Origin of the sequence: Sphingopyxis sp. PAMC25046 (genome assembly GCF_004795895.1) — a bacterium.
Classification (GTDB): domain Bacteria; phylum Pseudomonadota; class Alphaproteobacteria; order Sphingomonadales; family Sphingomonadaceae; genus Sphingopyxis.
The window spans coordinates 3,261,484-3,284,542 of the sequence record NZ_CP039250.1 but is presented as its reverse complement, the minus strand read 5'-3'; the positions used below and the strand labels follow the sequence as shown (position 1 = coordinate 3,284,542).

Annotated in this window: 13 protein-coding genes; 7 read left to right on the top strand and 6 right to left on the bottom strand. The window is 64.1% G+C overall.

Annotated features, from left to right (window positions below):
• Positions 1 to 10 precede the first annotated feature (10 nt).
• Genes E5675_RS21525 through E5675_RS15425 form a run of 4 tightly spaced genes read left to right on the top strand, consistent with a single transcriptional unit; the run spans position 11 to position 4,059 of the window.
• Entirely contained in the window at positions 11 to 304 is a 294-nt protein-coding gene (locus E5675_RS21525) for a c-type cytochrome (protein WP_168707885.1), read from the top strand.
• Complete coding sequence (gene coxB / locus E5675_RS15435; protein ID WP_348769805.1) at positions 297 to 1,247, top strand: cytochrome c oxidase subunit II; 951 nt, start codon at positions 297 to 299, stop codon at positions 1,245 to 1,247. Before E5675_RS21525 ends, coxB begins: the two co-directional genes overlap by 8 nt.
• Positions 1,244 to 3,769, top strand: coding sequence for a cbb3-type cytochrome c oxidase subunit I (locus E5675_RS15430; protein ID WP_136175306.1), 2,526 nt, complete (start codon positions 1,244 to 1,246; stop codon positions 3,767 to 3,769). Before coxB ends, E5675_RS15430 begins: the two co-directional genes overlap by 4 nt.
• Positions 3,770 to 3,771: 2 nt before the next feature.
• Positions 3,772 to 4,059, top strand: coding sequence for a hypothetical protein (locus tag E5675_RS15425; RefSeq protein ID WP_136175305.1), 288 nt, complete (start codon positions 3,772 to 3,774; stop codon positions 4,057 to 4,059).
• A gap of 6 nt (positions 4,060 to 4,065) precedes the next feature.
• Here the strand turns inward: E5675_RS15425 and E5675_RS15420 are convergent, their stop codons facing one another.
• Positions 4,066 to 6,525 (bottom strand): NAD-dependent epimerase/dehydratase family protein, encoded by a 2,460-nt coding sequence (locus tag E5675_RS15420; protein WP_136175304.1) that lies wholly within the window; start codon positions 6,523 to 6,525, stop codon positions 4,066 to 4,068.
• A gap of 162 nt (positions 6,526 to 6,687) precedes the next feature.
• On the opposite strand from E5675_RS15420, the gene E5675_RS15415 reads away from it, so the two are divergent.
• The gene (locus tag E5675_RS15415; RefSeq protein WP_247594639.1) at positions 6,688 to 7,728 is read left to right on the top strand and encodes a sodium:calcium antiporter; all 1,041 of its coding nucleotides are present in this window, start codon (positions 6,688 to 6,690) and stop codon (positions 7,726 to 7,728) included.
• Between the two features lie 715 nt (positions 7,729 to 8,443).
• Positions 8,444 to 11,341: a TonB-dependent receptor gene (locus E5675_RS15410; protein ID WP_168707884.1), complete on the top strand. Its 2,898-nt coding sequence runs from the start codon at positions 8,444 to 8,446 to the stop codon at positions 11,339 to 11,341.
• A 250-nt stretch (positions 11,342 to 11,591) separates the two neighbouring features.
• On the opposite strand, the gene E5675_RS15405 is transcribed toward E5675_RS15410, so the two are convergent.
• The 5 genes from E5675_RS15405 to E5675_RS15385 all read right to left on the bottom strand — a co-directional run bounded on the left by E5675_RS15405 (position 11,592) and on the right by E5675_RS15385 (position 16,619).
• Entirely contained in the window at positions 11,592 to 12,620 is a 1,029-nt protein-coding gene (locus E5675_RS15405; RefSeq protein WP_136175302.1) for a hypothetical protein, read from the bottom strand.
• A 338-nt stretch (positions 12,621 to 12,958) separates the two neighbouring features.
• Positions 12,959 to 13,792, bottom strand: a complete 834-nt coding sequence (locus tag E5675_RS15400) for a phosphate/phosphite/phosphonate ABC transporter substrate-binding protein (protein ID WP_136175301.1) — start codon at positions 13,790 to 13,792, stop codon at positions 12,959 to 12,961.
• Positions 13,793 to 13,817: 25 nt separating this feature from the next.
• A complete protein-coding gene (locus E5675_RS15395; protein ID WP_136175300.1) occupies positions 13,818 to 14,531 on the bottom strand; it encodes a CPBP family intramembrane glutamic endopeptidase in 714 nt (237 codons plus the stop codon).
• 163 nt (positions 14,532 to 14,694) lie between these two features.
• Positions 14,695 to 15,534 carry a LytTR family DNA-binding domain-containing protein gene (locus E5675_RS15390; protein ID WP_136175299.1) on the bottom strand — a complete coding sequence of 280 codons (840 nt, stop codon included), beginning with the start codon at positions 15,532 to 15,534 and terminating at the stop codon, positions 14,695 to 14,697.
• Positions 15,531 to 16,619 carry a histidine kinase gene (locus E5675_RS15385; RefSeq protein ID WP_168707883.1) on the bottom strand — a complete coding sequence of 363 codons (1,089 nt, stop codon included), beginning with the start codon at positions 16,617 to 16,619 and terminating at the stop codon, positions 15,531 to 15,533. The genes E5675_RS15390 and E5675_RS15385 overlap by 4 nt, the downstream gene beginning before the upstream one ends.
• A gap of 348 nt (positions 16,620 to 16,967) precedes the next feature.
• On the opposite strand from E5675_RS15385, the gene E5675_RS15380 reads away from it, so the two are divergent.
• A complete protein-coding gene (locus tag E5675_RS15380; RefSeq protein WP_168707882.1) occupies positions 16,968 to 22,835 on the top strand; it encodes an autotransporter outer membrane beta-barrel domain-containing protein in 5,868 nt (1,955 codons plus the stop codon).
• The last annotated feature ends 224 nt before the right edge of the window (positions 22,836 to 23,059 follow it).

Sequence of the window (23,059 nt, the reverse complement as noted above, 5' to 3'; positions counted from 1 at the left end):
CGAATCTCCGGTGGCCGCCGATGACCAGATCGTTCGCGGCGAAGCTGCGGCGAGGCGCCTCGGCTGCGGGGCTTGCCATGACATGCCGGGGGTCAACTGGCCGAAAGGCAAGGTCGGCCCGCCGCTCGAACACTTTGGCGAACGCGCGTTGATCGCGGGCGCCGTTCCCAACGAACCGCCACTGCTCGCCAAATTTTTGCGCGACGCCCCGGCGATCGTCCCGACAAGCGCAATGCCGGCAATCCCGATGAGCGATACCGACGCCGATGACATCGCCGCCTGGCTCGGAAGCCTGCGTGAGTAGTGCCGGCTCATCGCTGTCGCCGGGATGGCCGCCCGCGGTGCTCGACCCGGCTGGTCCCTATTCGGAGCCGGTGACGACATTGGCCTGGGCCTTGCTTCTTGGCGGCCTGGCCGTTTTCTTGGTCGTGCTGATGGCGCTCGGTATCGCCCTGTTCGGCTCGCAGAAGCTCAAAATTCGGCTGGGCGGCGAGAAGGCGATCTGGATTTTCGGCTTCGCTTTTCCATCGGTCGTCCTGACGGGACTGCTCGTCTGGGGTCTCGTGCTGACCTCTTCGCTCTCGGCAATGCGCATTCCCTCCGATGCGATGCGGGTGAAGGTCATAGGAGAGATGTGGTGGTGGCGCGTTCATTATCTCGACGACGACGGCCGAGAGGTGCTGCGCGACGCCAACGAGCTGCACATCCCCGTCGGACAGCCTGTGCTGCTCGAACTCGAAGCCGCCGATGTCATCCACAGCTTCTGGGTGCCGCGGCTCGGCGGCAAGATGGACATGATCCCCGGCCGTACCAACCGCTTGCTTATCGAGGCGAAGCAGCCGGGCGTCTATAAGGGGCAATGCGCCGAATATTGCGGCGGGCCCCATGCGCTCATGGGGTTCGTCGTCGTCGCGCATGCGCGCGGGGACTTCGAGCGCTGGCGCGCGTCGCGCCGGCCCGCGGTTGCACCTGGCGGGGAAGGGCGGGCGCTTTTCCTTTCGAGCGGGTGCGCGGCTTGTCATACGATCCGCGGCACGGCGGCCAATGGCCTTGCCGGACCCGACCTCACGCATGTCGGTTCCCGGCAAACCCTCGGCGCAGGTATCTTGCCCAACAATCCCGGCACCATGGCAGGATGGATCGCCGACGCTCAGGCGATCAAGCCCCGTAACCGGATGCCCGCCTATCACCAGTTCACCGGCGAGGAGCTTCGCGCTCTCACCGCCTATATGGTCAGCCTCAAATGAAGTCGGAAACGGGATTCGATCCCGCGCAATACGACCGATTTCCGACGACCGAGCCGCGCCCCGCCGGCGAAGAGGAGGCGTTGCGCCGCGTCTGGCACGCCCCTTCGGGTTGGCGGCGGCTGACCGTCGTCAACAATAATTATATCGGCACCTGGTATCTCGCGACGGCCTTTCTCTTCTTCCTGCTCGCGGGGGTGCTCGCGCTTGTGATGCGCGTGCAACTGGCGGCGCCATTGCTCGATATCCTGCCGCAGGAGACCTACAACCAGTTCTTCACCATGCACGGTACGGTGATGATGTTCCTGTTTGCCGTTCCCGCGGTCGAGGCAGCGGGGGTTCTGCTCCTCCCGCAGATGCTCGCGGCGCGGGACCTGCCTTTTCCGCGCCTCTCGGCCTATGCTTTCTGGGCCTATGCGGTCGGCGGCTTATGCTTCTTCGCGTCCTTGTTCGTAGGGCTCGCGCCCGATGGCGGCTGGTTCATGTATCCGCCCTATACGTCGAAGACCTATTCGCCGGGGATCAACACCGATTTCTGGCTGCTCGGAATCGGCTTCATCGAGATCAGCGCAATCGCGGGCGCTATCGAAATCATTGTCGGGGTGTTGCGGACCCGCGCGCCCGGAATGACGCTCGACAAGATGCCGATATTCGCCTGGGCGATGCTTGTCTTCGCGGTGATGATCGTGATCGCCTTTCCCGCCGTGATTTTGGGGACGCTGCTGCTCGAGATCGAGCGCGCCTTCGGATGGCCCTTTTTCGACGCGACCCGCGGTGGCGACCCTGTGCTCTGGCAGCATCTCTTCTGGTTCTTCGGCCACCCCGAGGTTTACATCATCTTTCTTCCGGCGGCGGGAATGATGAGCATGATCATCCCCACGATCGCGCGCACCGAAATCGTCGGCTACCGCCTGATCGTGCTGGCGATGCTCGCGACGGGCTTCATCAGTTTCGGCGTCTGGGCGCATCATATGTTCACCACGGGCATGCCGCCGATGACGACGGGTTTCTTCTCCGCCGCCTCGATGGCGGTCAGCGTGCCCGCGGGCATCCAGGTCTTTTCGTGGATCGCGACGCTCGCGATCGGGAAGCCGCGCTTCAATGCCCCGGGGCTGTTCGCGATGGGCAGCGTCGTTGTCTTCGTGACCGGCGGGCTGACGGGCGTGATGGTCGCGCTCGTCCCCTTCGACTGGCAAGCCCACGACAGCTATTTCATCGTCGCGCACCTCCATTATGTGCTCATCGGAGGTATGGTTTTTCCGTTCTTCGCCGCGCTTTACTACTGGATCCCGATGACAAGCCGGCGCGCCCTGTCGGAGCGGCTCGCCAAATGGATTTTCGGCCTGATGTTCGTCGGGATGAACGTCGCCTTCATGCCGATGCACCTCGCCGGCCTGATGGGCATGCCGCGCCGTATCTACACCTATCTGCCGGGGCAGGGGTGGGAATGGCCGAATCTGATCTCGACCGCAGGCGCCTTCATGCTCGCGCTCGGGATCCTCCTCTTTCTCTACGACCTGGCGCGTAACTTCCGCTTCACGGTCGATGACGATGCGGGCAATGTCTATGACGGCGGCACGCTCGAGTGGCTGCCGACCGGTCTCTACTCGACGCGCTCGATCCCGCTCGTAAAAAGCCGCGAGCCGCTCTGGGACGATCCCGGCCTTGCCGGCGATGTAGCGAAGGGGCGCTATTTTCTGCCGCGTTCGGCGACCGGTCTGCGCGAGACGATCATCACCAGTCCGCTGCGCGCCGAGCCCCAATATCTCCAGATCATGCCCGGGCCTTCGGCCTGGCCGGTCGCCGCCGCCGTCTTCACCGCGGGCTTCTTTCTGGCGCTTACCGTGCAGGCCTACAGCTTCGCCTGGACCAGCGGCATACTTGCCGTGGGATCGGTCATCCGCTGGCTCTGGGAGACCGACCGCCGGGTCGATCTCGAAAGCGTCGATATCGGCGCCGGCATCCATATTCCGACTTATGTGACAGGGCCGCGCAGTCACGGCTGGTGGGCGATGACCATCCTGCTGATCGTACTCGGCATGGTCTTTATCATGGCGCTGTTCAGCCACGCCTTTCTCTGGTCGAACCAGCAGGGCTTCTGGACCGCCCCCCTGCCGCTCTCGGTTTCGATCCCGGCGCTGGCGCTGAACATTCTGGCCGTGGCGGTAGCGATCGCTGCGCGGCCGATGCTCGGTAAGGGGCCGGGTGCGGCGGTCGCGGCCTTGCTGGCTGCAGCAACGCTTGCGGCGGCGGGGCTATGGCTGGGCGCTATCCCTTGGCTCGATGCGGGATTCGATCCCGCGATGAGCGGGCAGGGCGCCACGGCGCTCATGCTGCACGCGCTGCAGGCGAATTCGGTGGCGATTGGCGGGATGCTCGCGCTTTATTGTGCCGCGCGCGCGATGGCCGGACTGCTGGGCGGCCCGCGAAACAATACGATCGACCTTGCGGTGCTTTTCCTCGCCTACACCGGCATTCAGGGATTTGTGGCTGCGCTCTTCCCGCATCTGTTCGCGGCGCTTTGACGATGCGGAGCTGGTTCATCATTTTGGGCGGACTTCTCCTCTGGTTCGCGCATTTCATGCTGCTCTACGCAATCGGCGAATTCGTCGGTGCCGGGGCTGCGGCGCGCCTGCTCGTCGTCGCTGCAACCTTGATCGCGCTGGCGTTGGCGGCGGGTCTTGGTTGGCGGCTTATCCGCAAGAGTTCGTCCGATCCCTTCGATGCGTGGCGCGACCGCCTCGGGCTGGGCGCGCTCGGCCTCGGCACGATCGGCATCGTCTGGCAGGCTCTGCCGGTGCTGTTCGGCAACTGACGCGCTTCAGACGATGAGCCGATCCCATGCGCCATAGCGTCCCCGCACCGGGCCGCGGCGGAAGCAGAGGCCGATGAGCGCCAGTCCGCCGATCACGCTGGCCGCGAATCCCGCCATGTCGGTCTGATAGAAAAAAGGAACCGCGACGAGCACGGCGCCAAGCAGCGCGTTGAGATAGCGAACCGGCCGCGCGACTTCGGCGGCGGCCACCGATATAACGGTGAGCGCGAGGAAGCCGATAAGGTGGTGCGCATTCGCAAGATCGGGATCGGCGCCGATCGTGAGGCGCGAGAAAAGCAATGCGAAGCCGATGAGTCCCGACAGCGCCAGGTTCCATGGCAGGTTGACACCGCCGAGCCACATGTCTCGCATCACCGAAACCGGTCCGGCGTCGAGCGTGTCCACCGGTGCTTCGTCCTTGCCTTCGTCGGTGTCGCCGAACAGGAAGACCCGCAGCATGCTTTTTCCCGCGCGCTTCCGCCGCCGCATGAACTGGAGCGTCGCGAGGAGCTCGTCGAGCGAATAGGGAATCTGAACCAGCATCGCCGCCGCGCCGATCAGCGCAAGCGTGCTCCATGTCCCGATCGAGATCGGCTGGATGATCACGAAGAAGATCGAGGTGATACCGAGCGGAGCGATCATGAGCCCGAAAAGCAGCACCAGCCAGGGCATGGTGCGCCAGCGTCGCTGCGAGCCGACGATTCCGGTCACGATCTCTAGCATATAGGTATAGGCGCCGACCGCGCCGTCCGACACCGGCCAGGCTTCGGACACATGGCTGGTGATGATCTCCTCGGTGCCGTTGCGCGGGTCGTCGGCGCGGCCCGCGAAGAAAGGCTCCCAGACGGCATCGATCGTGCCGAGCTGATAGCCGGCAAGATAGCGTGCGACGATCAGGCCGAGGACGGCGAGCGCGATGATCGGCAGCCGCTGCGTCCACTCCGACGGGTTGTAGCTCCATCCCGGCGGCACGACGGGACCGCTGGAACGCGCAACGATCGACGGGCCGGATTCGGGTTTTGCGCCAACGGCAAATCCGAAAATGAGGGCTCCAACGAGCGTGTCCGACAGATAGGCCCCGCCGTTGCTCGTCCAGAAGAGGAAGGGGGCCGCCATCACCAGCGCGCCGAGCGCGGCGCATGGCCAGCGTGCCCATGCCAGCCGCCACGATAGCGACAACGTCGCGAAGACCATGACTCCCGCACCCAGCAGCGCCTCGCTCCATGCGAGCAGCGGCTCGCTGACCCCGACCAGTGGAGGTTGGAACAGCAGCCAGCAGCCGAGCGCGATATTGACGAAATGGGCCCAGCGATTTTCGGCATGCTCGGCGCGGTATCGCGCTTCGGCATCGCTCCGCAGCGCCTCGGGATCGCGCCCGATCTCATCGGCCTCGAGCACGAAGGGCGGCGGTGTCAGCCCATTCGCCTCGTACCAGCCCTTGGGATCGTCTTGCAGTGCCGCGACCATTGCAGGCAGAGCATGTTTCAGCCGGTGCCGCGGTTCCCACCCGAGCCACTCGCGCGCGCGGCGGATGTCGAGTTCGTAATGATCGTCCGCCATCCGCACCATGAACGGCCGGATGAAGGGACGCTCGCCCTGATCGATAGCGTCGGGGACGACGGGCTCGAGCTTGTCCTGCGCCCAAGCCCCCGCCGCGGCGAGTGGCTTCGGTACGCGGATCGTGGGCCAGTCGGCGCTGCCGTGGAACAGATAGCCGAGTTCGTCCTGCAGCGCGTCATAGCCGACCGCGCGTTCCTCGCCGATCAGGATCACGGCATCGTCGGGCAGGGCGGTTCGGCGCTCGACCGTTCGGCGAAAGGCATCGACCATGTCGTCGCGGTGGACCATCGCCTGGCCGGTGAGCGTCGATCCCGAATAGAGATAGCTTTGCAGATCGCGTTCATAGATGCGCGCGATCTGGTTCGCGAGCGTCGGCACCGACGTCTTTTTATCATAAAGGCCGGCGAGATGGAGCAGGACATAAGAGATCGCGCCATGCTCCTCGCGGATCACTTCTTCCGCGGCGGCCTTCGATTGAGGATAGGCCCAGCGCGGATCGACCGGTTGGCTCTCGTCGATCGGGCGTCCGGGGCTTGTCGGCGCGTGGACGAGCATCGTCCCCGCATAGACGAACTGCTCGACGTCGAAGTCCTGCAGCGCGCGGAGCAGGTGGCGCGTGCCCTCGACATTCACCTTTCGATAGAGCGGATTGTCCTCGCCGGTGAAATCGAAATAGGCGACGAGGTGGATGACGCTGGCTATTCGACCGCCGAATTCACTGCGGAACTGCTCGAGGGCGTCATCGACCGACGCGCGGTCGGTGATGTCCATCGCGATCAACGGGAAGTCCGTCGCCGCATCGGGCTGGTCCAATCCAACGATGCGATAGTCGGGGGCGAGCGCCTGCGCCAGCGAGCAGCCGATATTGCCCGCCGCACCGGTGATCAGCACGATGGGTTTTCCCATGCGGCGCCCCTCCGTTCGCGATTGCCACTCCTTTAAGGACCAATTGGGAGCGGTGTGGGTTCCCTGAAGATTTGAAGCCTTGACCGCTCGGCGGAACATTGGTCGTTGGAAAGCGCTCTAAACGAAGCGGACGCCGACAACCGGTCCGCCAAGACAAGGGCGGTGCAATTGCCGATCGATCTCGCCACGCTGTCGGTACCTTCGCTCGCCGCCATAATGGCGGTGGCAGCCGGTCTCGTCTGGCTTGCGGGCACGAAGGTCACCCATTTTGTCGCAGCAATCGCCCGACGGACGGGTATCGGCGAAGCCTTTGCCGGCATGTTGCTGCTTGGCGGTATCACATCCTTGCCCGAATTAGCGACGGCGGGCACCGCCGCCGCGAGCGGCGATGCCCTCCTCACCGTCAACGACCTGCTTGGCAGTGCGTCAATGAACCTCATGCTGCTTGCTATCGGCGACTTCATATATGGCCGCGACGCCTTGACCTCGGTTGCCGGGCGCCCCGTGACACTGATGCAGGGAACGCTCGGCATGATATTGCTTGCCGGGGTGGCATTCGCGATCGCGACCGGCGACATGGTGGTTCCGCTGCTCGGGGCGGGCCTCGCTACGCTGATCCTTGCGGTCGGCTGCGTGCAATCGCTGCGCATTTCGCGGCGCTTCGTCGATAATCCAAACTGGAAGATCACCAATTTGCCGAGGGTTGATGCGGTCGAAACTCCTGAAACTTCGCTCTCAAATTCGCGGCTCGCGGTCGTGACTTTCGTCGCCGCGCTGGGTGTGCTGGTCGGCGGTGCGGCGCTCGCGATGTCAGGCAGCGCGCTCGCCGACAAGACTGGGCTTGGTAGTTCGATAGTCGGCTTTGTTCTGGTGGGTTTCGCGACCTCTCTTCCGGAACTCAGTTCGGTGCTCGCAGCGCTCCGGCTCCGGCGCTACCAGATGGCCATTGGCGACATATTCGGGACCAACCTGTTCAACATCCAGATATTGTTCGTCGCCGACCTCGCCTATCGCGACGGCGCCCTGCTCAATGCGGCGGGGACGTTCGAGATCGCGGCCTGCTCCCTTGCAGCATTGCTGACAGGCGTTTTTCTGGTCGGCCTGCTCGAACGCAATAATCGGACAATCGGGCGCATCGGCTTCGACAGCGCGGCGGTGCTTGTGCTGTTTGCAGGCGGTATTGTCGCGCTTGCTACGATATAGCCCCTGCCTAACTACGTCGTGGAACGCATCCAACTTGCAGCGGTCAGCATTCACTTGGTGCATGGCAGAAGTACGCCTAGCCGAAAACGCAATCGCACCTGAACCAGATGGCTTGGGCAGAAACGTTCTCGCTTCAAAGGGAGGATGTTTGAGATCGCAGTTCTGATTTCATTTGAATGCTCTCCGTGCCAGCATTTGCGAGATTTGAAGTGATCGATTTCAGTAGGACACTGAGACAGTGTCGCCTGGGCCGGCTGAAATCTGCTGATTTCGCCGTGAGGCGCGAAGTAGGCTCGAGTATTCATCATCCGCATGTTGCAGATAATATGCCTGCTGCGCGCCTCAGCTAAGCCCTAACCTCCTTCGAAACCGCGTCCCGAAAGCGACCGTTCCTTCGGGTCGGAGCGAGAGCTTGGCTTGACGCCCAATTTCGGTCGCTAAAATGGCCGTCAGCGAAAGCCATCTTCAGAAAACCGTCGCGGCACAAATTATCCCCATCGCCATCTCATGCTCGCTTGCAGGGGCCTTGATCTTCCTTGTCCGCAGCTTTGCGCCGTTCATCGCGGCGCTGCGCCATTCGCCGAAGGGGTTCTCTGACAATCGAAGAACATTCCTAAGGCTGCGCGCACGTCCGCAGATCGCGGGCGATCGCCATGCGCGCCAAGGGAAGCGAATTCGCTCGGGCGCCATGGGCTTTCTACAGGGAGTGCATGACATGAAAAAGAATGTTCGCGGGCGCCTGCTGGGTACGGGCGCCGCGTCCTTTGCCATTGGGATGGCGCTGTTTTCGGGATCGGCAGCAGCGCAGGAAGTGGCGGGCGACGGCGCCAGCGAGGGGGAGGCCATCGTCGTTACCGGATCACGGATCGCGCGGCAGGATGTGGATGCCCCGGTTCCCCTGTCGGTCGTGAGCAACACCGATCTGCAATATGACGCGGCGCAGAATATTCAGGACACGCTGAATGAAATGCCGCAGGTGGCGATCGGCCTGACGCGCGCCAATTCGAACTTTCTGATTTCCGGGACCGGGGTGGCGACGATCGACCTCAGAGGGCTGGGGGATTCGCGGACGCTTGTGCTGGTCAATGGTCGCCGCATGGTCGGCGGGCTTCCGGGCGATTCGGCAGTCGACGTCAACAATATCCCCACCGATTTCGTCGAACGCGTCGAGATCGTAACCGGCGGATCGTCGGCGGTCTATGGGTCCGATGCCGTCGCAGGCGTCGTGAACTTCATCCTGAAGGACCGGTTCGAGGGGGTTTCCATCCGCGGTCAGGCGGGCCTTACCGGGCGGGGCGACAATGCGCGCTTTATGACGAGCTTTACCGCTGGCACCAGCTTTGGCGCCGATGATCGCGGCAACATTCTGGTGAACTTCACCTATGACCGCGACGACGGGCTGCTGTCGCGCAAGCGTGCGCGATCGGCGCAGGATTGCGCGGGCCTGATCTGCGGCCCCGCCTCGTACAGCAGCTATGCGTCGCAGGGCTGGTTCAATCTTGTCGATGCCGACGGCGTCGCCAACAACGCCTATCAGGGCGGTAGCCTGTTCACCTTCGATCGTGAGAACGATGTGGTGGCCGGTTTTCCGACCGGTTCGGGTTACAACCGCAACAACGACCGCTATATTTCGGTGCCGGTTGAACGCTATCTTGCCTCGGCCATCGCCAATTTCGAGATTGCCGACGGCGCGAAGCTGTTCGGCGAGCTGACCTATGGCCGGGTTCGTTCAAACAGCCGGATCGAGCCCTTTGCACTTGAATGGACCGACGTCTACACCGGCGCCGACGACCTGGGTATGTCGATCACCAACCCCTTCATTCCCGCCGAGGTTGCGGCGGCGATCGCGGCGCGCAACAGCGACGCCGACCCCGACAATGATGTGGCCGCGATCCAGTTCCGGCGCCGCCAGAACGATGTTTTTGACCGCAGCAACGTCGTGCGGCGCGACACCTGGCGCGCGGTTGCGGGCATTCGCGGCGAGCTGGGGTCGCGGTTCAAATATGAAGCCAGCTATGTCTATGGCTATATGAACGATTACAACGCCAGCGAGGATATCGACAACCGCCGCTATCGCAACGCTCTGAATGCGGTCCGGGTGGGGCCGGGCGATGTTCTGGGCATCGACATCGTCTGCGCCGACGCGGCGGCGCGCGCCGAGGGTTGTATTCCGATCAACCTCTTTGGCTATGACACGGTGGATCCGCGCGCGGCGGCCTATGTCCAGGCCGTTATCCCCAAGTCGCAGGAGATCACGAACCAGCAGCATGTGGCGACCGCAACGATCAGCGGCACGCCGTTCGATCTGGGCGCGGGCGATGTCGGATTTGCAGTTGGCTTTGAATATCGCAAGGAAAAATCGGTCAGCGACTGGGATACGCTGACCAACACGGGCGGCAATTCGGGCAACCAGACGCCGGACCTTGTCGGTAGCTATTCGGTCAAGGAAATCTATGGCGAAGTGAATGTCCCGCTGATCCGTGACAGCTTCGTCGACCATTTCGGCCTGATCGCGGCGGCGCGCCTGTCCGATTATTCGACCGTCGGCAGCGTGCTGAGCTGGAATGTCGGTGCCGAGCTTCAGCCGTTCGAAGGGCTGCGCCTGCGCGGCGTCTATGCCGAAGCGAACCGCGCGCCGAACACATCTGAACTGTTCAGCCAGCCATCCGAAACTTTCGCGTCGGTGGCCGATCCCTGCAATGGTGTGACGGCATCGACGTCGAACGAATATGCGGCGGCCTGCCGCGCGGTCCCGGCCATTCAGGCTGCGATCGCGGCGAACGGCATATTTGAATATACGCTCGCCGACTTGCAGGGAATCAACGGTTTCCAGGGCGGAAACCTGGACTTGCAGGAAGAGAAGGCGCGAACCTTCACGATCGGCGCGGTGATCACGCCGGTGCAGGTGCCCAACCTGTCGCTGACGGTCGATTATTACGACATCGCCATCGACCGGGCGATCAACACGATCGATCGCACCTATTCGATCCAGCAGTGCCTGCTGACCAACCTGCCGCTCTATTGTGACAATGTCGTGCGCAATGCGAACACGGGCCGGGTGACGCGGGTCGACGGCCAGCTGATCAATGTCGCCGGATACAAGAACAGCGGCATCGACTTCGGCCTGCGTTACTGGACCGCGCTGGGCATCGCGCCCGACGACCGGCTGTCGATCACGGCGAACTATACCTACCTGATCGAAAATTCGACGCAGGCCGATCCGGTCGCGCCGGTCGAGGACGCCGCCGGCACGTTCGGGCAGGCTTTCTCGCGCCATCGTTTCACCGGCCGGGCCGCTTATTCCGTCGATGATGTCACCTTCAGCTGGCAGACCAAGTTCATGAGCGGGGGCGATTATGTGCTGAACTTTACCAGCAACAATCCCGACATCCTCGCGCTGAACAAGATCGACGATTATTGGCTGCACGACCTGCAGGTCAGGTACGAGATCGATGACAGGTACAGCTTCTATTTCGGCATCGACAATGTGTTCGACACCCAGCCCCCCTACCTCCCGGGAACCCCTTTCGGGACGCCGACGGGGCTTGAGACGGGCGACGCGTTTGACCTGTTCGGCCGCGCCTTCACGATCGGTGCCAATTTCCGCTTCTGATACGTCACGCCGAAGCGGGAAGGGGGCGGGTTCTCGCGAACCCGCCCCCTTTTTTGTCCTAGGCACATTGAGCGGCTGCAACGAAGGCGGTCGTCAGCGCGCCAGAGCGTCGAGCGTCGAATAACAGCCGTTCGGCCTGAGCTTGTCGAAGGGCCGTTCTTTCTTTCTAACGCCGAAGAAAAGGACGGTGCTTCGACAAGCTCAGCACGAACGGCTTTGGGGCAGTGAAGCCGATTTAACACACCCCGCTCTAATCCCCAGCAGGCGGGCGATATTCCTGGAGCTGGGGGCTTTTGGGTCGCTGCGGAGCGGGCTGTGTATTGGCGCGAGGGGGGAGGACGGGGCCTTCGCCGCCTTCGGGCGTCCCGCGCAGTCGATGGTCGGGATTGGTACCCAGACGCCCCTCATATTCGGAAAGCGGCGGGGACTTCGGGCGCTGTGCGGGATCGTCGCGGCGCGGCAGTTGCGACGGATCGAGCAGGCGCGGGTTGGCCATTCGCCAATCGATCGTTTCGAGCTGCTGCTGGCGCGCCCGATATTCGTCGGGTGCGTTTTCGCGTAGGAACGCCTGATAGCCTTCTTCGGCGAGCCGAACCCTTGTCGCTTCGCGCTCGGCCAACCGGATCAGCTCCTGATTGCCCGGATTTTCGTCGCGCCGCCGCATGGCGTCGGCATATTGGCGGCCCGCCTCGCGCCGGTCGCGTTCCAGCGCCTCGCGTTCCTGAATCGGATTGCGTTTCCTGCGCGGCGTGTCGTCCTGATGCTTTTCTTCGGCAGACTTGCGCTTCACGCCTCTGCGCGCTGGCGGTTGGTTGGGACGCTCGCCGACCGTGATATGCACCGTGTCCTGATCGGGGATAAGGACCGGGCCACCCAGCCACCGGCGCGATCTCGCGTCGTCGCGCAGATCGCGGTTCATTTCCATCAGCACGCCTTCCCAATGGGCGAGGGCGGCGGGATCTTCATTCTGCATCGCGCGCACGAAATCGCGGTCGGTGCCCAGCTGCTGCGGCGACGTGGCCTGCCAGCGCGCGATGACTTCGGGCGGCACGGCCGAGCTTCCGGCCGGGCCCGCTTCGCGGGCGCGCCGGATTTCGCGCGGGTCGATTTCGCCGCGCCTGCCGCGCTCCAGATTCTCGCGCGCTTCGCGCCGGCTGTTTTCGATCTCGCGCCGCGACTCCGCCGCCGCCTGGTTCGGGGTGGGAGGGAGCGTCTGCGCCGCAGCGGAGAACGGCAGGGTCAGGCTGACGAGAAGCTGGGTGCGGGAAGAAAGGGGCATGGGGCGTCCATTACATGATCGATCGAAATGCCAAGCTCGACGCCATGAAAACGGCAACGAGGTCCGCGACGAACGCACGAGCCGGGTGACGAATGGCGGGCGTTTCTCCGCATCCTTGCCTCGATGCAGCGAACCGCGCGCCTTGGTCGCATGAGCGGGCCATTTGTCGCGGCGCCGGTCCCCTTGCCGGTCGAGGGCGGTCATATCCGTGGGTGCCAATAAGCAGTCCCGCTTGAGTGGCGATGCCGGGGAGCGCGGTTCCGCGCGTTCCCCGGCATCATTTCGCTGTCAGCGCAAAGGCCCGGATCGCTTTGCGATCGCCGACGGCGGCATGGCCGTCACGCTGCGCCCGGTTCGAACGGTGCGTATGTCGCCTCGTCATAAGCGCGGAACCTTTCGGATCCGCGCGTTTCGATCCAGCCCACGGACAGAGCGCGCGCGGCGCCGGCGGCGTCATCGGCCAGGAGAGCCTCACGGATTGCGGCACAAGGCACGGCGGCCGCCTCACGGCACACGACCGGGCCGGGCGGCAAGGGCGCTGAGCGCCACAGCAGGCGCAGCGTGGCGGCGCGTGCGGGCTGCGCCGCTTGCAGCTTGCGCCATGGCTCTTCGGCCGATGCCGCAAGATCGGCCCGCCCGGTCAGCAAATCCTGAAGCGCGGCATCATGGGTGCCCGAACGGCGCGTTTCGGCAAAGCGGGCGGGCGAGATGCCAAGCGTGCGCAATTCCGCCGCCTGGACAAGCGCACCCGACGTCGATCCGGGCAAGACTTCGCTGTATCGAATATCGGCCGCCTTTGCGACAAGGTCGCCAAGGCTGGCGATACCGGTATCGGCGCGCGTGAGCAGCACGCCGCGATATTTTTCAAGTATTTCGGGCGGAACGTCGAGCACCGCGACAGCGGTGACGGCAGGACAATCGCGCATCGTGACATAGGCGCCGAGATTGGTCATCGCCACGTCGACCCGACCGTCGCAAACTGCCTGCGACAGCGCATCCGGATTTTCGAACAATTCGATCCGCACCGGCCGTTTTGCGGCCCGTTCGACGCGATCGGCCAGGGGGGCGAGCGCGGCGCGGCGGTCGACACCGGGGTAGTGGTAGGATGCGACAAGGAGCGGCGCATCGGCGGCGGGCTGGACGAACAGGGCGGACAGGAAAGACAGGATCATAGCGCCGCGACTTTCGACATCGCCATCAGGCGAGCAAGGAGAAAGAGTTGCCGAAGTTGTGAAGGAGGACGGGCAAAAGCAAGCTTCCTGTCCGCCGACGCAACCAGACCGCAAGGAACGCGGGAACCGCCGTCAGCGCCATTATGATCGCGTCGAACGAGAATTGCCCGTCCGAATATCCGAAAGCGTGCGCCATCCCGAACAACATACAGGAAAGCACGGCGCCCCAGCCCCAGTCGACACCAAGAAACCGTTTTCGGCCCCGAAACGCCTGGTCGAGAGCGAGCAGCAATATGCCGCGATAGAAGAGTTCTTCCTCGATACCCGGCATGGTCAGCTGAAACGCGGCGGTTTCCACGTCCGCGGGCCCGCCGGGGAAGGCAAGCGCGATGGCGACGAAAAAGGCGCAATAAAGGGCTGCGACCGGCATTGCGGCTCGCAGACTCCCCGGTTCCTGCGAAAGCGTAAAGCCGGCACGGCGCCAGCCGAAGGCCGGCAACGAAGCGATGGCGAGCGTTGCGCAAAGGGCGAGCAGCTTGCCCTGCCAGTTCCACGATCCGCCGATCATTTCGGGAAGCAGCCCATAGGCGCGGGTCAGAAGCAAATCGTTGAGCGCCACGAGCAGGGCCGCGACCAGAAGCCAGCGTAAGGAAAACCGCCGACGATCGGCATAGCCGACCACCAGTCCCACCAGCAGGAGCACTGCCAGCGTTCCTCCCAAACCTATCAAACCGTTCACGCTGCTGCCTTTCGTCCTTGAGAGCGAATACCGGACGGGCTCCCGCGGATGTGCAACAGGTCGGGGCACGGCGGTTGACAAGCGGGTTTGCGACGAACGCTGCGACCATCCGACGAACGGCGCGGGTTCGATCCGTAAACGGCCGCAGCGTCGCCGAAGCGAGTCAGGCGTTCATCAGGGTCAACCGTTCGGCCGGACCTATGCCGATCAATCGCTGCCGAAGCGGTTTCAGATAGGTGCGTCCGACCTGCACCGTGGCGCCCGACCGGAGCAGGATCTGAATATCGCCATATCCGCGGTTGCGGACGGCGCTGATGCGATCGAGCCGGACGATCGCCGAACGGCGAACGCGAACATAGCGGTCATGCCCCAATCGGTCGTGCAGCGCGCCGAGCGTGGTTCGGAGAAGAAACGCGCGTTCGGCGTTGTGGATATGGACATAGTCGCGTTCCGATTCGGCGCGCTCGATGTCGCCGGTGCGCAGCCGCACGAACTCGCTTCCCCGCATCGCCCAGATCTCTTCGCGGTCGCGCAGATCGTGCGGCGGCTCCGACGATATGCGCATTTCCTCGAGGCGCCGTTCATAGTCGCGGGCCTCGGCCGACCGGCGCTGGTGTTGCACCAGTGTGCCGACACGCGCGATGGCCTGTTCGAGCCGCGCATGGGTTACCGGCTTCAGAACATAATCGATCGCCTGGGCCTGAAACGCCGTCACGGCATGTTGTTCGAACGCGGTCACGAAAATGACGAACGGGCGATAGCCCTCCATATGGAGCAGCTTCGTCGCCAGCTCGAGCCCGTTTGTCCCCGGCATTTCGATATCGAGCAGGACGATGTCGGGCTGCCGCTCCGCGATGAAGGCCAGCGCAGCGTCGGGATCGCCGCTCGACCCGATCAGGCGGGTGCCCGGGATATCGCCAACGAGCAGCGCCAGCCGCGCGAGTGCGAGCGGTTCGTCGTCGATCGCGACAATATCCAGCGGCCGTTCGATGCGCCCTTTCATTGCGGGGTCCCCGCAGGTGCGGCGAAACGCCGGTAAGGAATGACCAGTCGGACGCAAAAGCCGTCGGCGAGGACTTCGGTTTCCACATGCCCGCGGCCGGCACCGAACAAGGCCACACGATCCCGAACATTGGCCAGGCCCACCCCGGTGCTGTCGGGGGCGATCCGAGGCGTATCGGCGCCCATGGCGACGCGCCGGTCGGTGACCGTAATGGCGAGCATGTCGCCCGTTCGTTTGACGTCGGTCTGGACATGAATGGCGGTGTGCGGGGCCGCGAGGCCATGTTTGACGGCATTTTCGGCCAGCGGCTGAAGGATGAGCGGCGGGGTGGTGGCGTCCCACGCATCGGGCGCGACGCTGAAAGCAAAGGTCAGGCGATCGCCGAAGCGCAGCCGTTCGATGGCCAGATAGGATTCGGTGGTCGCGATTTCGTTCGCCAGGCTGACGTCGCTTTCCGCGGCCCCCATCATCGTCGCGCGCATGAAGTCGCTGAGGCGGCAGATCATCGCATCGGCGACGCGGTTTCCCCCTGTCGCGACCAGCGCCGCGATCGAATTGAGCGCGTTGAACAGGAAATGCGGATTGAGCTGAAGGCGCAGCGCCTGTGCCTCCGCGCGGCGCCGAGCGCCCAGCGCCTCGTCATGCCGCCGGGCCGCGACTTCGACCGAATGCCGGGCCTGAAGGAGCGTCAGGGCGAGCAGGCAGCACAGGAAATGCAGCGTATAGACATAAATTCCGAAGCCGAACTGTCGGTGCTCGGTCGGGACATAGGCCTGCCAGTCGGGAAACAGCATCGCCGCCGCAACGCGGACGGAGGAATAATCGACCAATCCCTGTACCATCGCGGCGCCGACAGCGGCCGGAATCAGGGCGACCGTCGTCGGAATGGCGCCGAAGGCGAACAGCAGCCGCCGCCGGAGCCATTCGAGCGCCAGTGTCAGGAGCGGAGCGGTGAGCATCATCGGGAGGCTGATGACGATATTGCTGACCAGCGTGGATCGTCCACCGGCCCACATGATCAGGTCGATCGCCAGATAGCTTGCGATCCAGATGGCGAAGACCAACGGATGCGCCGCGGCGGACACGTCGGCGCGCTTTGACTTATGGGAATCGGCAAATGGCTGAATCATGGTGCCCGTCGCTGTTCAATGACGGGTGGCGGTTTGGATTGCCGGCGCCGCAAAAGCCATGATGGCGGCCTGATGGCCGGCTGATTTTCTGACGATATATCGCGTTCAAATCATGATTCTTTTTCGATGAGGTGCGACCATTGATCGCGTGAGTACGCCATTGGTCGCGGCGCCTATCCCGGTAGCGGTGTCGGTCGGCCAATGCGCCGTGCGCCATGTGGACTCCCCGGTCGCGTGGTGATGCCGGAGCGTGCCGTGTGCGCGCTCCGGCAACCATTCAGGTCATTGAAAAGGTCCCCACCCGTGAAACTCACCCACCCCCGCATCGCCCGTCCCCGCGTCTCCTGCGCGCCCAGCCGCACGTCGTTGCTGGCGAGCGCCGCCGGTATATCGATCATCCTGGCTTCGGCGGCACAGGCGCAGACGGTGGATGAGTTTGTTTATTTACCCGAAGGCCAGACGCAGCAGGGCGATGTTGCGACGAGCGCCGCAGGAACGCGCGTCATCCTGGGCCTTGACGGCGGGCGCCTGGACTCGGCGACGGGCGACGTCAATCTGGGCGCGACGCCGACGAGCCCGGAACTGCTGACCGGCGACTTGACGATTTTCGGCGCGGTTGACGAATTGTGGCTCCTAGCGAAAGGCGAGGCGACCGCCAGCGTCTTCGAAGGCACTGCGCGACTCCAGAATGGGCAGGAGTTTGGCTCGGTTGGGTACGAAGCGTCGGGCAATGATTCGATCCTGACGCTCACCGCACCGGAAGCAGGCGTGAACAACGAGATGGAGCAAACGCTCAACCTGGGCGGCGACGGCACGATTTATGTCGATGCGGTGGTCAATACGACAGGCACGCCAGGTCGATCGGCCATCGTGGTTCGTGACGTCTCGACATCGCGAGGGCTTGGCGAAGGGGGCGACGGAAAAATCGACCTTGTCATTCGAGCAAATCAGAGCGGACAGGCGAACAGTGAGTATGCGCTGATCGACGCTCGCAACGCGGGCACCGTGGGCGTCGTGAGCAATGCTACGGTGAGCACGACGAGCGGAACGGCCCTCAACGCGGGTAACGCGACTGTATATCTGGAGGCCGGCTCTACCGTTCAGATTCGCGAAACCTCGCTGACCACTGCCCCGGGATCGGCGGCGATCCGCACCAGCAGTTCGGTCGATAATCTTGGCACGATCTCCGGCATCAACACGCGCGCCGCGGGCGGCACCAACGCGAACGCGATCGATGCAACCGACGCGACAATCGTCAACCGGCGCAACGGCGGCCAGGTCGGCAAGATTCAGGCGTCGGGCGACGCGATCTTCACGCGCGGCGATACGCTGATCCGGAATGACGGCGAAATCTCCAGCCTGTTCGGCGCTGCCGTGCAGGTTCAGGGGATCACTTCGACCACCGTGTTGCGCAACGGAGCGCAGGGATTGATCCGTGTCGGTAGCGCGTTCGAAAGCACGGGCACGAGCACGACAGCCTATCAGGGGGTGAGCGGCACCGACGTAATTGTGAACGAGGGTCAGATCGTCGGCGATATCGACCTTGGCGGCGGCAACGACATCTATCTGGACAAGGGGAATGGCGCGGTGACCGGCGCGATCGATGGCGGCGATGGCGATCACGACGCCTATGGGCGCTCCTTTTCCGAGAGCGGTACCATTGCCCTGGCGAACGGCTCACTCAACGCCAATGGCCGCACCGGCTTCGAAATGCACGGCATTGAGGCGGCAGGGACCGATACGGTCGTTACTGTGACGGCCGAGGGCGCGCTTGAGAACGGCCTGCACATCATCGGCGACGGCACCGTCGTCAACGACGCCGACATCACGGTTGTGGGCGTCAATTACGGCGTGTTCATCCGCGACATCGCGAATGTCGCGGGCAACGGCACCTTCGTCAATCGCGGCAACGTGACCGCCGCCAACTATGCGCTATGGTCTGAAAGCGCCGGCGGCACCATCCGCAACGAAGGCCGGCTCGCCGGTGCGTTCGGCGTCACGATCGACGCCGACGAAGATGCGAGCGGTGACGAGCTGAATTTCGTCAACACCGGCGACATCGAATCGACCTCGGTCACATCGAACACGGTCAACATCTTCCTCGATAAGGGCGATCATATCGCGCGCATTTCGAATGGTGCCGATGGGCGCATCCGCAATCTGGCGGGTGACGCACGCAACGATTCCGCAATTGCGCTCAACGTCCGTTCGCGCGCGCGGGTCGAACTCGACAATGACGGCGAGATCAGCGCGCAAAGCCGCACCGACGGCGGCGCGCGGATCGAGGCGATGTCGATCGACATCGACAACAGCGGCACGATCGAAGGCAGCGGCGCGGGCGGCAGCGGCCTGACACTCATTGCCAACGGCAGCGCATCGGGTAGCGACCCCGAAACCGTGGCGTCGGTTCGCAACAGCGGCATGATTCGCGCGAATGGGGGCAGCACGGGGATCGATGGCGGTACCGGGCTTGCCTATGGCTTTGGCGCCCATCTGCGCGGCGACAATGCTATCGTCGAACTGGACAACGAGGGAGCGATCGATGCGACGGGTGCCGGGTCGGTTGCCGTGCTGGTCCACGCCGACAATCCCGACGGCGCGGGGCGCGCCCACTTTCGCATGACGAACAGCGGCACGATCCGCAGCAGCGGCACCGATACGGTTTTGCCACGCAACGAAAGCGTGCGTCGAACCGCGATGGACATGCCGTCGGCGCTCACGGACGCCGATCTGGATCGCACCGTGGCGAGTGCCATCCAGACCTATGGCACCACCGATGAGATCGTCAACGAAGGCAATATCATCGGCAATATCGACCTAGCCGATGGCGACGACCGCTTCGAGAATCGCGGCACGGTCGAGGGCGATGTGCGGATGGGCGAGGGCGATGACACCTATGTTTTCGCGCTCGGCGGGACGCTGACCGGAACGGCTTTCGGCGGCGACGGCACCGATACGCTGCTGATCGACGGCAGCGGCAGCGAAAATGGTCGGCTCCACGCTGCCAAATATCGCCAGTTCGAGCGGATCGAAGGGCTGGCGGGCGCGCAGCAGGGCACCGGAATCCTGTCGATCGTCGGCGATTTTGACGTCGATACCGTCGGCCTTGCCAATATTTCGGTTCAGGTCGATGCGGGCGACACGGTCAGCAGCCAGGGCGGTGTAACCTTCACCGGCAGCGACGGGGCCGAACGCATCACCAACAATGGCACGATCGCGGGCAGCGTCGATCTGGGGGCGGGCGACGACATCGTCGTCAATTCGGGCACGATCCAGGGTGACGTACTGCTGGGCGCGGGCAATGACCGCTATGTCGCGCGCGCAGGCAGCGTCATCGAGGGCCTGCTCGACGGCGGCGAGGGCATCGACACGTTCGAATTCCTGCTTGCCGGCGACACGGGCAATCTGCCGAGCGGGCTGACCGGGTTCGAATCCTATGCCGCGCGCGGGCAGGGAACGATCAACGTCACGCTCGACCAGGACATCGACACCATCGAACTGCTCGACGGCGCGAACCTGATCCTCAACGACGGCACGGGCACGATCCAGAATATCGTCGGCGACGACAGCAACAATGTCGTGACTGTAACGGGCACGCTGGCGGGCGGCGTGAATCTCGGCGGCGGTGACGATGTGCTGAACCTGACGCTGGCGGGTGTGCTGTCGGGCGCGCTCGACGGTGGGGCGGGCAACGACACGCTCAATCTGACGCTCACCAACGCATCGACGATCAACGGTATGAACGGGTTCGAGGTCGCCAACATTTCGGGCGAGGCCCAGCTGACGCTCGGCAATCTGGGCGCCGGACAGACGGTCAATTTCGACGGATCGGACAATGAGCTGATCATCGCGTCGGGCGCGGCGTTCGACGGCACGGTCAACGGTGGCGAAGGCCGCGACCTGCTCCGTATCCAGTCGGGCGACGACGAAAGCCGCACGGTCATCGCATCGCAGATCCAGAATTTCGAGGATCTGGAGTCCGAGGGGCCGGGCACGCTGGCGCTGCTCGGTGGCGCCTATAGCTTCCAGACCGTCGGCATCGACGGCGCGCTCGAGGTCGGAGCGGGCAGCAGCCTGACGTCGGTCGAGGGCGTCACCTTCGGGTCCGGCGACAACCGCTTCCTTCTCGCCAGCGGCGCGACCGTTGTCGGCGGAGTTGACGGCGGCGACGGCGACGACCTGCTCCAGCTCAACCAAGGCGAAGGAACGGTGCGCACGCTGTCGTCGGTCGGCGCGACCAATTTCGAGCGGCTCGCAAGCTCGGGGGCGGGGGAATTGCGGATCGATCTCGACTCGGCCTTTGACTCGGTGTCGATCGACGGCGGGCAGACGACGATCGTCGCGGGAACGACGCTGACCGCGCCGGTGATCGGCGGAGCGGGTAGCGACACGCTCGCGGTGCTGGGCTCGCTTGTCGGCGATGTCGATCTGGGCGCAGGCGACGACCGTTTGATCCTCGCCAATTTCGATCCGGCCAACAGCTATTCGGGCGGGGCTGGGAGCGACACGATCGAGCTTCGCACGACATCGACCTATGAGAACCCGCTCGCATTCAGCGGCGACGAAGTGTCCGACTTCGAAAGGCTCGCGGTCAGTGGCGGCGTGGTGTCACTCACCGACGATACGAGCTGGGACGGCATTTCGATCACCGGCGGCCGCCTGATCGGTCAGGCGGGCACGACGATCACCTCATCGTCGGCAATCCTTGTCGGGACGGGCGCGACCTTCGGGTCGGCGGGCATCGTCAATGCCGATATCGACGTGCGCGGCACGCTGTCACCGGGCGCGTCGCCCGGCACGATGATGGTGAATGGCGATGTGATGTTCCGCACCGGATCGAACCTGCTCCTTGAACTGACGCCGACGGTCAGCGACCTCTTGAACATTTCGGGGACGATGACGATCGAACAGGGTGCGGCGGTCGACATCACCGGCGTGCTGCAAGGGGCACCGGGCGAGCTGCTCGACCTAGTCGTGGCCGAAGGCGGGATCGAGGGTCGCTTCACCACGATCAACAAGTCCGCCACGATCTTTGGCTTCGTCGTCCAGAACGGCAACCGCCTGCAAATCCGCAGCGAGTTCGAAAATGACGCCGACTATCCGTCGAACGTGCGGACCAGCATCGATTATTCGAACCAGGTGCTGCGCGGCGGTTATGGCGTGCAGGCCTATACCGACGCGCTGAACGTGCTGACCGATGCCGAGGGCCGTGCGAACCAGACCGCCTTTGCACAGCTCACGGGTGAAGCCTATGCCTCCGCGCTCCATATCGGTGCCGATGCGGCGCTGACGCTGTCGGCGAGCACGCGCCAGATGGTCGCCTTTGCGCCGAAGCGCGATGGCCTGTTCCTGTTTGGGCAAGCGGCGATGGGCGACGGCAAGCTGCGCGGAAGCGCGCGGACCGGCGCATCGGGCGGACACAGCAGCACCGACGGCGTCTATGGCGGCATCGGCTATGGTTTCGATGAAAACAGCCAGGCCGGCCTGTTCATCGGCTCGCTCGACACGCGGCAGAGCCTGGGTGCGCTGGGCGCCAGGACAAAGGCCGACGGCTTCGCGATCGGCGCCTATGCCAATGCGCGGCTTGGCGGGTTGGGGATGCACGCGATGATTGCGCGCGTCGGTTCGGATGCGACGACGACCCGCTCGCTGCTCGCCGCGCCCTCGTCCGACGCGGTCGGCCGTTACGACCTCGACAGCTGGGTTGCCGACCTGACCGTCGATTATGGCGTGGCGCTGGGCGACATTCGGTTCGCGCCGCGCGTGGGCCTGACTTATGTTGATACCAAGCGCGATACGGTGGTCGAAAGCGGTGCGGGTGCCTTTGCCCTGTCGATCGACGAAAAGCGTATGCGCGGCCTTTATGGCGACGTCGCGTTGCAGCTCTCGTCGACTATGGATGCGGGCGGCACGGCTTTTACGCCCTATATCGAGATGGGCTATCGCTTCGCGCTCGACGGCATGTCGGCCAGTGCGACCGGCGGCTTCACGGGTGCGCCGGGTGCGGGAATGCGCGTCGACGGCGCGCGGCTCGACCGCAGCGCGGCCAATCTTGCCGCGGGCGCGTCGATCGATCTGGCGCCGTCGGTGCGGGTCAATGTCGGCTATAGCCGCGACCTTGCGAACAATGATCGCGGAACTTTCTCCGGCGGCCTGTCGATCCGGTTCTGATCACCCTTTTCCGTCGCCGGCGCGTCTGGTTCGACGTCCCGGCCCTTGACCCCGGTCGCACCCAGGTGCGGCCGGGGCTTCTTTGTTCGCCCGCTCGTCGCATCGTTCCGCCGTTCGTCGCGCACGTGCTTATGTCGCGCGGCCGGGCAGGGCAGGCGAGACCCGTCCGGCGTGACTGGTAGGGCTTGATGTACCGCCGTCCGCTGATCCCGATCATCACAGGA

Coding starts and splice junctions, on each gene's coding strand:
- E5675_RS15390 (WP_136175299.1), bottom strand. CDS start 15,534: ATGAAAGGGCGCATCGAACGGCCGCTGGATATTGTCGCGATCGACGAC.
- E5675_RS15425 (WP_136175305.1), top strand. CDS start 3,772: ATGCGGAGCTGGTTCATCATTTTGGGCGGACTTCTCCTCTGGTTCGCG.
- E5675_RS15430 (WP_136175306.1), top strand. CDS start 1,244: ATGAAGTCGGAAACGGGATTCGATCCCGCGCAATACGACCGATTTCCG.
- E5675_RS15420 (WP_136175304.1), bottom strand. CDS start 6,525: ATGGGAAAACCCATCGTGCTGATCACCGGTGCGGCGGGCAATATCGGC.
- E5675_RS15405 (WP_136175302.1), bottom strand. CDS start 12,620: ATGCCCCTTTCTTCCCGCACCCAGCTTCTCGTCAGCCTGACCCTGCCG.
- E5675_RS15410 (WP_168707884.1), top strand. CDS start 8,444: ATGAAAAAGAATGTTCGCGGGCGCCTGCTGGGTACGGGCGCCGCGTCC.
- E5675_RS15400 (WP_136175301.1), bottom strand. CDS start 13,792: ATGATCCTGTCTTTCCTGTCCGCCCTGTTCGTCCAGCCCGCCGCCGAT.